Source organism: Rhizobium sp. BK377 (assembly GCF_014193935.1).
Lineage (GTDB): Bacteria > Pseudomonadota > Alphaproteobacteria > Rhizobiales > Rhizobiaceae > Rhizobium.
Genome location: NZ_JACIAC010000004.1, coordinates 202,278 through 215,761, shown reverse-complemented (window position 1 = coordinate 215,761; position 13,484 = coordinate 202,278). Strand labels below are relative to the sequence as shown.

13 protein-coding genes, 1 tRNA gene and 1 pseudogene are annotated in these 13,484 nt (G+C 59.0%); 8 read left to right on the top strand and 7 right to left on the bottom strand.

Features of this window, described 5'->3' with window-relative positions:
• Window positions 1–163 precede the first annotated feature (163 nt).
• Window positions 164–1,111 carry a dihydrodipicolinate synthase family protein gene (locus FHT92_RS18185; protein ID WP_183827950.1) on the bottom strand — a complete coding sequence of 316 codons (948 nt, stop codon included), beginning with the start codon at window positions 1,109–1,111 and terminating at the stop codon, window positions 164–166.
• A gap of 165 nt (window positions 1,112–1,276) precedes the next feature.
• Here FHT92_RS18185 and FHT92_RS18180 point away from each other — a divergent pair, with 165 nt between their 5' ends.
• The 4 genes from FHT92_RS18180 (at window position 1,277) to FHT92_RS18165 (ending at window position 5,295) form a co-directional block, all read left to right on the top strand.
• Window positions 1,277–2,314, top strand: a complete 1,038-nt coding sequence (locus FHT92_RS18180; protein ID WP_183747801.1) for a LacI family DNA-binding transcriptional regulator — start codon at window positions 1,277–1,279, stop codon at window positions 2,312–2,314.
• A 163-nt stretch (window positions 2,315–2,477) separates the two neighbouring features.
• Window positions 2,478–3,500, top strand: coding sequence for an ABC transporter substrate-binding protein (locus tag FHT92_RS18175; protein ID WP_183747798.1), 1,023 nt, complete (start codon window positions 2,478–2,480; stop codon window positions 3,498–3,500).
• Between the two features lie 41 nt (window positions 3,501–3,541).
• Window positions 3,542–4,537, top strand: a complete 996-nt coding sequence (locus FHT92_RS18170) for an iron chelate uptake ABC transporter family permease subunit (protein ID WP_312858780.1) — start codon at window positions 3,542–3,544, stop codon at window positions 4,535–4,537.
• Window positions 4,534–5,295 carry an ABC transporter ATP-binding protein gene (locus tag FHT92_RS18165; protein ID WP_183827943.1) on the top strand — a complete coding sequence of 254 codons (762 nt, stop codon included), beginning with the start codon at window positions 4,534–4,536 and terminating at the stop codon, window positions 5,293–5,295. Before FHT92_RS18170 ends, FHT92_RS18165 begins: the two co-directional genes overlap by 4 nt.
• A gap of 81 nt (window positions 5,296–5,376) precedes the next feature.
• On the opposite strand, the gene FHT92_RS18160 is transcribed toward FHT92_RS18165, so the two are convergent.
• The 4 genes from FHT92_RS18160 to FHT92_RS18145 all read right to left on the bottom strand — a co-directional run bounded on the left by FHT92_RS18160 (window position 5,377) and on the right by FHT92_RS18145 (window position 9,239).
• The gene (locus FHT92_RS18160; protein WP_183827940.1) at window positions 5,377–5,955 is read right to left on the bottom strand and encodes a hypothetical protein; all 579 of its coding nucleotides are present in this window, start codon (window positions 5,953–5,955) and stop codon (window positions 5,377–5,379) included.
• Window positions 5,956–6,247: 292 nt separating this feature from the next.
• On the bottom strand, window positions 6,248–7,141 hold the full coding sequence (locus tag FHT92_RS18155) for a DUF3313 domain-containing protein (protein WP_183827937.1): 894 nt from the start codon (window positions 7,139–7,141) through the stop codon (window positions 6,248–6,250).
• Entirely contained in the window at window positions 7,045–8,451 is a 1,407-nt protein-coding gene (locus FHT92_RS18150) for a HAMP domain-containing sensor histidine kinase (RefSeq protein WP_312858777.1), read from the bottom strand. Before FHT92_RS18150 ends, FHT92_RS18155 begins: the two co-directional genes overlap by 97 nt.
• Window positions 8,452–8,567: 116 nt before the next feature.
• A complete protein-coding gene (locus FHT92_RS18145) occupies window positions 8,568–9,239 on the bottom strand; it encodes a response regulator transcription factor (RefSeq protein WP_183827931.1) in 672 nt (223 codons plus the stop codon).
• A 379-nt stretch (window positions 9,240–9,618) separates the two neighbouring features.
• Between FHT92_RS18145 and FHT92_RS18140 the strand changes: the two genes are divergently transcribed.
• The 3 genes from FHT92_RS18140 (at window position 9,619) to FHT92_RS18130 (ending at window position 12,206) form a co-directional block, all read left to right on the top strand.
• Entirely contained in the window at window positions 9,619–9,777 is a 159-nt protein-coding gene (locus FHT92_RS18140; RefSeq protein WP_183828524.1) for a hypothetical protein, read from the top strand.
• Window positions 9,778–10,110: 333 nt separating this feature from the next.
• Window positions 10,111–10,434 (top strand): hypothetical protein, encoded by a 324-nt coding sequence (locus FHT92_RS18135; RefSeq protein WP_246735506.1) that lies wholly within the window; start codon window positions 10,111–10,113, stop codon window positions 10,432–10,434.
• 746 nt (window positions 10,435–11,180) lie between these two features.
• Entirely contained in the window at window positions 11,181–12,206 is a 1,026-nt protein-coding gene (locus FHT92_RS18130) for an NAD-dependent epimerase/dehydratase family protein (protein WP_183827925.1), read from the top strand.
• A gap of 14 nt (window positions 12,207–12,220) precedes the next feature.
• Here FHT92_RS18130 and FHT92_RS18125 read toward each other — a convergent pair whose 3' ends face one another.
• The gene (locus FHT92_RS18125) at window positions 12,221–12,835 is read right to left on the bottom strand and encodes a class I SAM-dependent methyltransferase (protein ID WP_183828494.1); all 615 of its coding nucleotides are present in this window, start codon (window positions 12,833–12,835) and stop codon (window positions 12,221–12,223) included.
• Between the two features lie 159 nt (window positions 12,836–12,994).
• Here FHT92_RS18125 and FHT92_RS18120 point away from each other — a divergent pair.
• Window positions 12,995–13,070 (top strand) — tRNA-Val (locus tag FHT92_RS18120).
• A 97-nt stretch (window positions 13,071–13,167) separates the two neighbouring features.
• Here the strand turns inward: FHT92_RS18120 and FHT92_RS29345 are convergent.
• Window positions 13,168–13,484: pseudogene (locus FHT92_RS29345) on the bottom strand (SOS response-associated peptidase); the annotation flags it as partial.

The following is a 13,484-nucleotide window of genomic DNA, read 5'->3' as shown; positions in this document are numbered from 1 at the left end:
CCTTTTGGAATGGCCATGGATCCAGAAGGAACGGCTCTCTCGTTGGCGAAGTATCCACGGCCTAACAGACCGTGCGACTGCGGCGGCGCCTCACTTCCGGATGCGACCGCAATTTCCCTCCCCTAAGAAGACGCCCCCGTATGAGCGACGGGGGCGTTCTCAGTCACTCCGCGGCGATTAACTGGTCGACCCGACCGATGCCCGCGGCCTCGAAGGCGGCGAAGATTTCGGCCTCTGCCTTTTCGCCCAGGTTCTTCAGCGGCTCACGGATGGTGGCGTGGTCAAGCACACCCCGATGGACGAGCCCGAGCTTCAGGGCCACGGTACCTTCCATGTGGGAGCCACGGTGATAGACGGCACGGGTGACCGGAAGGAGGCGTTCAAAGATCTGCCGGGCTTGGGGATAGTTTTGCGCCTTTCCTGCCTTGATCAGGTCGATCAGAAGCTCCGGTGCAATATTGCCGTAACCGACAAGCAGGCCGTCAACGTCGAACATGGTCGGCAGCAGCCACTCGTCATGGCAACTGAGGACCTGCAGGTTCGGGTTGGCCTTCTTGAGTTGCGGAATCTCGACGTACCAGCGCTTCATATTGCGGACGCCGTTCTTGGTGGCAACGACCCCGTCTTGGGTCGCAATCGCAAGCTGTGTGTCGATATCGTAGGAAGCCTTTGTGGCATCCGGATACTGGAACAGGATGCACTGCAAGCCTGATTCCTGCCAAATCGCCTTGTAGCGATCCTGCGGTGCGCCTTTTTGAAACCCGAAACGCAGCCAGCCGTGGTTCGGGTAGACGAGCGCGCCGGTCGCACCGGCAGCCTTGCACTTCCTGGCTTCTTCGGCGGCGACCTTGGTGCCCTCACCGGTGATACCTGCAATGATGGGGAGTTGACCATTGACCGCTTCAACGTAAGTGCGGATGAGCTTCAGACGCTCTTCCTCGGTCAGGAACGTACCTTCGCCTGCATGGCCAAGAATGACGAGGCTTTTCACGCCGTCCATACCCGCAAACCACTTGGCGATACGGGCATTGGCCGCGTAGTCGACCTCCCCGTCGCGGGTGAAAGCGGTAACGGGCGCCGGGCTCAGGCCTCTCAAATCCATTGCTTGCATCGGGGTATCTCCTCCTGGATAGCCGCTGTCCGCCTACGCGATCAGCGATGGGATCGTTAATGGGAACGTTCCCACTATCGTTTCCGATTTTGCTGGAGTCAACGTTTTTTTTAATGCATGCTTGAAGTCTCAATCGCGAGAACGCTGCAGACGGGAAAAACTGAAATGGATTCAAAGGCCGACGACGGCAACCGCCAGACACGGGTGACCATCCTTGATGTTGCCTCGGCCGCCGGCGTTTCGAAATCGACAGTATCACGCATCCTCGACGAGCGGCTTCCCCGGTCCGACAACGAGACCTCGCGCCGCGTTCGCAGGATTGCGGAAGACCTGGGTTATGTCCGAGATGTCTCAGCTGCGAGCCTGAGACGTGGCAACACGATGACAGTCGGCGTGATCGTGCCCCGGCTAACCGATACGGTCATGGCCATGCTCTACGAGGCCCTAGCGAAAGCGTGCAGCAAAAGCGGTCGCTTTGCCATTGTCGCGACGACCGATGACAAGCCCAAAGCCGATCGACTTGCTGCCGAGTCACTTCTAAAGCGTGGCGTCGATGGATTGATCCTCTCGACCGCGCGCGAAGACGATGACTTTCCTGATGAGCTGGTGGCCCGCGGCGTGCCGCTTGTCCTGGCTCTGCGCACCGACGGACGGAGCCTTTCTTCGATTGGCGACGATCGGCTCGGTGGTTATCTCGCGACACGCCACCTCCTGGACCTTGGTCACCGCCGTATCGGCGTGATCGCCGGTCCTTCATATGCCTCCAGCGCGCTCGGACGCGTCGAAGGCTACAGGCAGGCCCTGGAAGAGGCAGGGGTCCCGTTCCGTCCGGACTGTATCATTCCGTCGACCTTCGGGATCGATACCGGCGCGAATGCGGCCGAGCAGCTCATGCGCCTGGAGGATCGTCCTACGGCGATTTTTGCTGTGAACGACAACACGGCGATCGGAGCTCTTTCCGGTCTTTCGCGCCTTGGGATTTCCGTACCCGACGATGTTTCGGTCGTTGGATATAACGATATCCCGATCGTCAGTCATCTTGCGACGCCGCTGACGACGTTGCGCGTCCCCTTTGAGCAGATCGCATCGAATGCCTTAGATCTGTTGACGAGTGGTGCTGTTTCGGCGGAGGACCGGATCCGCGTTTCGGCTCCGACCCTGATCCCCCGAAAGTCGTCCGCCAAGCCCTCGCTTCGATTGTAACGCAATGAAGTCGCTGATCGGCTCGCAGTTCCCGCTGAGAATGCGAGCAACATCTGCTGCGATCAAAGGTGACTAAGTTACTCTTGTTTTTTCTCAGGAGCGGGTTATACCGCCTGCGACCTTGGAATCCCGATATCGGGTTCTCGAAGAACAGGAAGTTTTCATGAACGTTTTCAAGTCCCTTGCGGTTTCCGGGCTTGTCGCAGTACTCGGCCTGATCGCCACGCCGGCATTGTCGGCACCGACCAAGTATCCGCTGACGCTCGATAATTGCGGCGCGAAGATCACCATCGCCAGGGCTCCGGTGCGAGCCATCGGACTTGGCCAGAACAGCGCGGAGATCATGCTGCTTCTCGGCCTGGAAGACAAAATGGCCGGTACCGCATTCTGGCCGAGCAAGGTTTTACCTGAGCTCGCCGAAGCCAACGCGAAGGTCAAGCTTCTGTCCGTCGAATTTCCGACCTTCGAGTCGATTCTGGCGCAGAACCCGGATTTCGTGGCAGCGGCCTTGCCAAGCCTGATCGGGCCGACGAGCAAAGTCGCCAAGCGCGAGGACTTCGACAAGGTCGGCGTGCCAAGTTATATTTCGCCGAGCACCTGCCTCAGCACCGAAAAGGTCAAGGATCAGTACGGTAGCCGCGACCGGCTCTGGAACATGGATCTACTTTATCAGGAGATCGACGAGCTTTCGCAGATTTTCGACGTCGCCGATCGTGGCCAGGCGCTTATCGCCGACTTCAAGAAGCGCGAGGCGGCATTGCGCGCCAACGTGTCCACGGACGGCAAGCAGCTTTCCTACGTCTTTTGGTTTTCCAGCCAGTCGCCTTCCGCAGACGCCTATCTCGGCGGCAAGAACGGCGCATCCGGCTTCATCGCCGATCTCCTCGGTGGCAAGAATGCCATTACCGCGGATGCCGAATGGCCGACACTCGGATGGGAAAGCATCATCGCCGCCAATCCCGATGTCATCGTCGTGGCCAGTCTCGACCGTAACCGATGGGAACTCGACAAGCCGGAAGCCAAGATCAAATTCTTAAACAGCGACCCGGCCGTCAGCCAGATGCCTGCAGTGAAGAACAAGGCAATCGTCGTCATGGATGGCCAGGCCATGAACCCGACGATCCGCACGATCTACGGCGCCGAACAGGTGGCTGAACAACTGAAAGCGCTCGGCCTGACCAAGTGACCACCGCGAACCGCTTCCTCCAGCAGGCTGTCCCCTTCGCTATCTTGCTGTTGACCTCCCTTGCGGCTGTCGGCCTCGTCGTCGGTATCAGCGTCGGGATCGGTGACCTGCCGATCCCGCTGACCACGACGTTTGCCGCCGTCACCAACAGGCTGGGATGGACGGCGGTGGAACTCAACCGGATCCACGAGACCGTGATCTGGGATTATCGGCTCAGCCGCGCGCTCGTAGCAGCTTTCTGCGGTGCGGGACTGGCGCTTTCGGGTGCGATCATGCAATCGCTGCTTCGCAACCCGCTTGCCGAGCCATATGTGCTTGGTATCTCCGCCGGCGCATCCACCGGCGCGGTCGCCATCGTCATTCTCGGCGTTGGTGCAGGCGCGGTGTCGTTGTCGGCCGGGGCTTTTGCCGGCGCATTTGCGGCCTTCTTTTTCGTGGCCCTCTTGTCCAACGGTGCGCGAGGGGGTGCCGACCGGACCATCCTTGCCGGCGTTGCCGCGTCGCAACTCTTCAACGCCGCCACATCCTACGTGGTCACGACATCGGGCAATGCGCAGCAGGCGCGCGACGTCATGTTCTGGCTGCTCGGCAGTTTCGGCGGCGTGCGCTGGCCGGAGTTTATGCTGGTTTCTGGCGTCGTCGGCTTCGGGCTTGTCGTCTGTCTGGCCTATGCCAGGGTCCTCGACGCATTTCCCTTCGGTGACGAGGCGGCCGCATCTCTTGGGGTCAACATCGGCAGGGTCCGAATCGTGCTGTTTGCGCTTACCGCAATGATGACAGCTACAATCGTCAGCATGGTCGGCTCGATCGGCTTCGTCGGGCTTGTCGTGCCGCATGCGGCGCGCTTCGTCGTCGGGCCGCTCCATATCCGGCTTCTCCCAGCCTGCGCCGTTGCCGGCGCAATCTTCATGGTGCTTGCCGACATTGCCTCGCGTGCGCTCATTCCCCAGCAGGTCCTTCCGATCGGCGTCGTCACGGCGCTGGTTGGCGTCCCCTTCTTCTCCGTCATTCTCTACCGGTTCCAGCGCCCGTCATGAGCATCAAAGCCGAAAATCTAGTCTGGAAAATTGGCGGGAAGACCATCCTTGATGGCGTCTCCTTCGAAGCGCGCCCGGGAAAGATGCTTGGCCTTCTTGGTCCGAACGGTTCCGGCAAGACGTCGCTGCTGCGGCTTCTCGCCGGTCTGAAGCGACCCAGTTCCGGGCGCATCTCGATCGATTTGAAGGACATAAGGACGATCGGACGTCGCACGATGGCGCAGCGCGTCGCCTTCGTGGAACAGCATGCGACGACAAACGCCGATCTCCGCGTCGTCGATGTCGTCAAGCTTGGACGCTTTCCGCACCGCTCGATGTTTTCCGGCTGGACGCTCGCCGACGATCAGGCGGTTGAGGAAGCGTTGAAGCGGGCCGGCATGACCGGCAAGCGACATGATCGCTGGCAGAGCCTGTCCGGTGGCGAGAAGCAACGCGCCCATATCGCAAGAGCTCTAGCGCAGTCGCCGAAAGAACTGATCCTCGACGAACCGACCAACCATCTCGATATCCAGCACCAGATCAGCCTGATGCGGCTCGTCTCCGGTCTGCCGGTCACCAGCATCATTGCCCTGCACGACCTCAACCATGCGGCGATGTTTTGCGACGAGCTGATCGTCATGCAAAGCGGCAAGATCGTTGCGTCCGGCACACCGGCCGAAGTCTTGACGCAAGAGGTCCTCAGGGATGTATTCTCGGTGGATGCGCGCGTCGAAGCGTCACCCTATCACGCACGGCCGCACATCCACTATCTCCGTTGACGACGCCGCGCCGCTGCGACACCAACCGAGCGGGAAGTCGCCAGCCTGCAGCCGATCATTGTTTCGCCAATACGCCCCGATTCAGCTCGCGCAGAGCTTCTTCAGTGCCTTCTCCACGCCGTTGCGAAGAGCGGCCGAAATCTCGGGTTCGAACGTCGTGACAACGTCGCCGAACTCGCCCCCTGCCGAGACGATATCGATCGAACTTGCGTTCATGACGCAGGTGGCAAGATTTGCCTGCAGGTGAATTCGAGCCTTCGCCGAAAAACCGCCCTGGAGGGGCGCATCGTCCGACGTCCTGCAGGCGAGCGTGCCGAGTGCGCTTGCCTCGGCCAAATCTCCGTCAACCCGGATTTCAAGCGTTTCGATCTTGACGAAGTCGAGTTTGTCGATGCCCAATTCGACCTTGACGCCCAAAACCTGCTGCCTGACCTTCAAAGGCTTGCAGGGCTGGGCTGCTGCAATCGAGCGTTCGAGAACATTGGCGGCGGATGCCGGCGAGTTCAAAGATGACGCGGCAACAATGATCACGCCGAGCGCCACGCCCCTCAGATGGCGCCGACCGTTCCGGCTTGTCCTGACTTGAGGCTGCAGGTCGCCGAGCGAGCCGGTGAGCCCAGATCCAGTCTTGGACCGAATTTCGAAACGATCGACGGGCATGCTCATCCTCAAGCCGAAGTGTCCACCGCATCACAATACAATGTCTCTCTGCAAAGGAAAGAATGTTGCACCACATCGCCTGCTGCAACGTCCTTCCGGATAGGTCGAGCACTTTTCAACCAGATGGTCAGAATCTGACGCGCCTGCCGCCGGAGGGCTAGCCAGGCAGAGCAATGCCGTGGACTCCGGCATTGTCTCCGCCCGTCCCTCCGCTAGGAGGATGGTCGGTCTCCTTGGCGCCTCTTCAAACCTCAGCGGGGCGGACGGGACGATGCCCGGAACGGCGCTTCGGTCAGCGCGTCATTGAAGGCTTTGGCTTCTTTTCCGTCCATTGCGGCGGAGCGCCGTATTTCGAAGCGAGTACGCCAAGCAGACCGGGTGCGCGGCCGAACGCATCGCAGGCAGGATATTTCGGCTTTCCGCCGAGCCAGGAGCGGGCGCGCTGTCGCGACGGAAGCGAAAGGTTCAGTCCCTCCGGCTCCTTTCCGGCGATCAGTACCCGTGAGAAGTCGCCGGCAAATTTCGTCGCAAGACCATAGGCGTCCCCGACCTCGGAAACGCGGGGATTGTCCTGAATGGAGTTTGCGCCCCGCGCCCATAGCATGGCGGCAGTTTGCATTCCCGTGGCGTCGAGCGCTTCGGCTTCGATTGCGAGGCCGCCAAGGCCGAAGGGCAGGCGCGGTGCGCTCACAGGCAGGGCAAAGCCCGAACCAACGCTGACGACGGTCGCGACCCCGGCAAAGGCCTTGTTGGTCGGAACGATGTCTGCGACAACCGAGCGAACGGTCAGGTCCGCCGGCTGGCCGGCCGGGACCATCTGGTATTTGTCGCTCAGCGCCACGCAAAGCGCCCGGTCGAGAGCATTGGACACCAGGGACCGATCCGCTTCGGTCTTGATTTTGGACGCAGCACTGAAGGAAAAGACAGTCGGGACGATGGCGATCGTCTTTACCCGTGCCAACTGCTGTCCATCCACATAGAGCCGCTTCTTGGCAAGCGTGCCCTTCGGCGGACCGAGGTTCTTATAGGAAGCGAGCGTTCCAGCCTCTCTGAGCGGCACGGCAGCGCATCCGCAAACGCCTGCCGTTATCAGTAAGGCAATAAATCCCAGGAGCGACGACCTAGACGGACGCTTGAAAAGCGGCTGGTTGGAAAATCGATGATGTGAGTGCGAATTGCTTGGCATGTTGCTCGTTGGCCTCCGGTCATAACGATGACCGGACACTCGGAGCCAACCGTTGCCACAGAATTACACGGGCGAGCGCTTGTACCATCATAAAGCTGGATCGATACTCTTGTTCCGGACGGACCGCTTTCGATGCCGACCTTTCCGCCGTGGTTTTCGGCGATCTGCTTGACAAGACTGAGCCCCAGACCAGCACCCCGGCTTTTTGGAACCACACGGTAAAACGGCTCGAAAACAAGCTCCTGGTGTTCCAAGGCAATGCCCGGGCCTTCGTCGGCGACGGTCACCTCGCCGCTCGACGACACCACGACCTCGATCATTCCTTTGCCGTTGCCGTGGTCGATCGCATTGCGGATGAGATTCCGGATCGCCCTGTCCAGGGAGGGAGCGTTGCCCTTGCGTTGAAGGCTCGTCACGTCGCTCTCGAAGGAAATCAGATAGCCCGACCCTAACGCCAAAGCCGCAAGATCTGCGACCACCGACCGCGCGAGGTCGACAAGATCAACGGTTTCATCCATGTCAACGGCCTGATCGTGCCGCTCGAAATCAAGAAGCTGCTCGGCCGTCTCTCCAAGCCGTGCGACATCGCCTAGCAACCGGCTCCGTTCCGGGCCATCGCTCATGCCGTCGATGCGGGTCTGCATGATGGCAATCGGCGTTCTGAGCTCGTGGGCCGCATCGATCAGAAAACGCCGGCGCTTATGAAATTCAGTCTCGAGCCGCTCGAGCGTGCCGTTGAACGCAACCACGAGCGGCGCAACCTCACTCGGTATCTGGTCGACCGGCAGACGCACGCCATGGCGCCGCGGCTCGATCTCCGAGGCCTTTTTCGCCACGTCCCTGACCTTTAACAGCGCGTGCCGGACGATGCGCGGGACGGCGAGAAAAATAGCCGGCAGCGCAAAGATGAAGAGCGAGCCGTAAATCGGATAGGCGTCCTTGAAGATGGCGAGCGCGGGCCAGCCATGGCCTGCGGCCCCGCCGAAGAGTACCCGCACCTCGCCAACCCCCGTCTCAACATGTTCGACCGAGGCGATCTCGCTGATGCCCTTTGCACCGCGGATATCTGCCGAGTGAAACAGGTGCGCCAGGGGTGCAAGTGCTGCATAGGGCGCAGGAACGACACCATGAGACACGGACGCCCCATCCGGCGTTGCTGCCACGAACCAGAGGGCGGCATTCTCTTCCTGGAGCGTCTGCAATTGCCGCGTTTGACGAAGCTGCAAGTGTCCTTGTGCGTCGCGCACTACCGCCTCTGCCACCGCGAAACGCAACTGGCGTTCGATCGCGACATTCGGAGAAAGCACCATCGTCGCATAGATCGACAGGCCGATGATGACGCCCGTAATGACTGTGATGATGACCAGGCTGAGCTGCCAGCTCAGTTTCCACCAGAGCGATGAACTGGCTCGCTTTATCACATGCATCATTCCTCCTTCAGAAGATAACCCACACCGCGAATATTGTGGATTCCGACGCCGGCATCAGCAGCCGTCAACCTCTTGCGCAGCCGCGAGATATGCGCATCGATGGCATTTGACTGGATCTCTTCCTCGTAATTGTAGACTGCCTCCTCGAGCATCGAGCGCAAGACGGCCCTGCCTTTGCGCTTGGCGAGCGCCTGCAGGACCAGGAGCTCGCGCCTCGGGATGTCCAGGCGCGATGAGCCAATCATGACCGTGAGATTGACGGGATCAATCAGCAGGCGGCCGATCGTCAAAGTCTGTTCAGGCAGGGCAGCCGGACGCCTCAGCAGAGCCCGTACCCGAGCCAGCAATTCTTCGACGAGGAACGGCTTTCCGAGGTAGTCGTCGGCGCCGACGTTCAATCCCTCGACCCGCTCCATCGGCTGGTTTCGCGCCGTCAGCACGATAATCGGCGTGTTTTTTCCTGCACGCCTGAGCTTCGGGATGAAATCGAGGCCTTCGCCGTCAGGCAAGCGCCGGTCCAGAAGAATGACGTCATATTCGTTCTGAAGGGTGAGTTCGTGAGCGTCGGCAAGACGGCTCGTGTGATCGGTCAGGATGGAATGTTTGCTCAACGCGGCCGCAAGCGCGTCTGCGAGTTGCTGCTCATCTTCAATCAATAAAAGTTTCATGTCCTGTCCATGCATGCGCTCCATGCGGCTCATCTGTCCCTTTTGTATTGCCGCAACGTGACATTAAGAAAAGAAACTTCGGTCATGCTTCCGCAATTGTCGGAGCCCAAATGAAAAGCCATTCAATCTGGAACCGGCGGGCATGACCTCAACTGCCCTACTTTAGGAACAGAGCCATGGCTTTAAGAAAGACGGCAGGACCGGCTGTAGTGCTGGTGGTTATCGGATCCATTCAAACTGTCGTCGTGATCCTCGATGCGGCATGCGACACGCCCGGCACCAGGCGACGGCTGATCATCGTCATCCTCGGAAATAACCGAAGGATCCTCCATGTCTGCACAGTCCATGTACGAGTGGCCGACGTGGAACGGAGTCAGGCGTGGGTCACACCCGCAAGACGGCTCAGTGTGCACCCATGACGCGCAAGACCATGCTTCGCGTGCTCGCAGACCTGTTTTTCGCGACGATCCTCTTCGGTGCGCTTCTCGGCGGTCCGATCGTGATGCTCATTTTGGTTTCGGAGCGGCTTGCTCTGTGACGATGGCAACGATAGCCAGGATATTCTGCTGCGATGCGCTTGTGCGAAACTACGCAGCCACAGACATGACCCATGATCCCCCCAGGTGACGGTCATACGGAAATATAAGGCCGGCGCCCTTAACAAATCGAAACAACTCTGGTGATGACATCGCCGAGGGCGTTGGAGAATATCGCGACAATATCACCATCGGCGGGAAACGCGTGGCCACGTTCGTCGAACTCAATTTTGCCCCTCAATCGCGACCTGCCACTAGAGGTCATATTCATCCGAAGGAACATGTAAATGCGCATAGCCCGATTGGTACGCGACGGCTTCCCTTGCCGAGTTCTCATGCCATTGATCGTCCTTGCGGTTTTTGCCGGCGCACCGGCGCGAGCCGAACAACCTCTTTCCAGCGTCATCGCCGACGGCAAGCCTTGGGAGATGGTCGTCGTCAAACGCAAAGCCTCAAACATCCTCGTGTTTCGTCCGGATGGCGGCGGAACGATCAGCGACAGCCTGGTCAGCATAAACCCGACATGGCGGGCAGCTCCCGGCGGAATTTGCATAACGGCGCGGCCGGGAGACGATGAAAAGTGCCTTCAACTGACCCGCACGAAAGCCGGCATCGAAGCCTCGCAGAACGGCAAGACCGTTTGGGTGCTCAAGCGGTAAGATACGATCACGCGTCAGAATTTCGATGTTGAGCCGGCAGCGAGCAGGATAATCACGCCTTTGATGACTACCTGTGGCTGCTCCCCGATAGCTGACCACGCAGAGATCACACGATGCGAACATCGGGTGAGCCGTTACGATGGATACGACTCCACCAAAGGCTTTGATGCGGCTTTGACCCTGACTGATACGCTCGGCCACCTCCCGGGCAGCAAACGGCGAACTGCAGATGATCTTTGCCGAGGTCAAGCAGTCCGCTCAATCAAACTGTCGCCCAGGAAGGCAGGCGGCAAGATCCTCAAGATCATGCCTTACGGTTCCTATGCCCGCGGCGACTGGATTGCCCAAAGCCCGCCGGCTTCGAGCTTCTGTCTCGCGCCTATGTCGAGGCGACCAATCGCCGAAATCTGCAATCAGGGCAGAGGAATGGCTGGCTCGTCGAGCGCGTGAAGGTGACAATACTCGCAACGGTCTGTGCGGAAAGCCTGTTCCGACTCTTGTTGAAAAGTGGGGGGATGCGGCTGAAGATTGCACCCCTACGAGCCGATTGTTTACGCGATGTCCCGCACGCCTTGTCCCGGGCCCGAGCGCCATAGCCGAAGCGGCACTGGCCGGGCGATCTCGATTGCCGAAACACCCGAAGATGCCGTCTTTGTTGATCTCAGGAGCATCTATCCGGTAAGTGAAGCGACCAAATAAGGATTCGGTTGCTTTGCCACCGGCACGAAACCGAGAGAAGGGTAGAAATGCGCTACTTCGTTACAGGAACGGCAGGCTTCATCGGCTTCCATCTGGCTCGCCGGCTGTTGCAGGAAGGGCATGAGGTAACAGGGTTCGACGGCGTGACACCCTACTACAATGTCCGGCTGAAGGAGATGCGCCATGCGGCGCTGGCCCAATATCCTGCCTTTCGCCCCGTCATTGCCATGCTCGAAGACAAGGCAGCACTGGAAGCAGCCGTTTCAGCTGCGAAGCCAGAGGTTCTCATTCATCTGGCAGCACAGGCCGGGGTGCGCTACAGCATCGAAAACCCACAGGCCTATCTGCGTTCGAACATCGAGGGTTCCTGGAACATTCTGGAGCTGGCAAGTCGCATCGAGCTGCGCCATCTCATGCTTGCCTCGACCTCTTCGATCTATGGCGCTAATCCTTCAGTTCCCTTCCGCGAAACCGACCGTGCCGACGAGCCACTGAGCTTCTATGCAGCCAGCAAGAAGTCGATGGAGGTGATGGCGCACAGCTATTCGCATCTCTATAACACCCCAACAACAGCCTTCCGCTTCTTCACCGTCTACGGCCCGTGGGGCCGACCTGACATGGCGCTCTTCAAGTTCGTCAAGAACATGATCGAGGACAAGCCAATCGAGATATATGGCCAAGGCAACATGAGCCGCGATTTCACCTATATCGACGATCTGGTCGAAGCCGTAGTCCGGTTGTCAGACGTCATTCCGTCAGAAACCAACCGCGTCACTGACACAGGAATTGAAACCCTTTCGCATCATGCTCCCTTCCGCATCGTCAATATCGGCGGCGGGCAACCGATCAGCCTTATGGACTTCGTTGAGAATGTCGAGAATGCGATGGGGCAGAAGGCAAAGCGGATCATGCTTCCCATGCAAAAGGGCGATGTACCGCGCACCTTCGCAAGCCCTGATCTTCTTTTGGCTCTGACAGGCTACCAGCCGAACACCTCTTTAGAAACGGGCACGAGGGCTTTCGTCGAATGGTATCTGGAAGCCAGGCAGGAACTCGGCGCAATCGATATTTAAGCTACTCACGCCTATCACGATGTGCCGATACGCTTGAGGCAATAGGAAAAGTGCGCATCCGGCTCGAGTGTCAGGAATTCGAAGCGCCAGCCATATTTGACGCAGAATTTATTGACCGCCTCCACAACCCCATAGACGACGGGCTTGACCGTATTACCCGTGCAGAAATCATGGCCGGCGATCCTGCCATCCTGCTTCACTTTTCGGTTGGCGAGCAGCAGTTCGTCCCATGTCAGCGCAAACGAGTGATCGGTATCGATGTAGATCCAATCGAAGGTCTCGTCAGAGAACTGAGACAGCATATCGAGCGACGTGCCCTGGCAGATCACAACGCGACCTTCAGCGATCTCGGGCCCAAATTTGCTGTTGATGATTTCTAAGCCTTCGGAATAGCGGTCCATATTCCATGGATCGACAAGATAGAGCTGCGCGGGCAGGTTGCGTGCGAGAATCTGCTCACTGAATTCTCCCTCTGCAACGCCAAGTTCCGCCACGATCCCGCCTTTCGGCAGCTTGTCGAGAAGCTTGCCACGATCAGGCAGCAACTTTGCTTCTTCTGTGTGGGCGTAGTCCAGAAATGTCCGGGGGGTGCTCTGCCGAAGGGCCAACCGCTGCTCTCGCGTCGTCATTTTCGCTCCGAGTTTTTTCAACCGCACCTCTACAGAGAATGCCCGCCATGGGGAAGAGCGGCGCCCGCAAGCAAATTGCACAGAAACGCAAAAAGAGGCTTGCGGTTCCTTCTCAATATCGTTAGAGACGCTGCACCGAACGATGACACAGAGCATCGAGGGCGATTAGCTCAGTTGGTAGAGCGCCTCGTTTACACCGAGGATGTCGGGAGTTCGAGTCTCTCATCGCCCACCATATTTCTCCAGAAGTTCATCCTTTTCCGGAACGATGTAATCGCTTGCGGTTTACGTGCCTACTCAAAGTCCCTCACCTTCGCACCAATCCGGCCCCAAACTGGCAGGGCCATCTGATGGATTGGCTTAACGATGTCGTTCGACGCGGTCGTGAGGAAAGCGTAGGGGTCGTCTATGGTTTGACCCTGTTTGGCCTTTCGGACGCCCTGCCACTGCGGAACGTGTGGCAAAGTTTCGTCGCGCGCAAACCAGGCATTCGGTGTCGAGCCACCGTCAATCTCGCTAGCGGGGTCAGCCAGGTTCAGCGAAGCCGGTCACCGGCACAATGCAGCGGTTTTTCAACGCCGAACCACTTTTTCCAGTGAGACAGGTTAAAGTTTCGAATGTTGCTGACGCCCTTATTCGGTTCCATCCG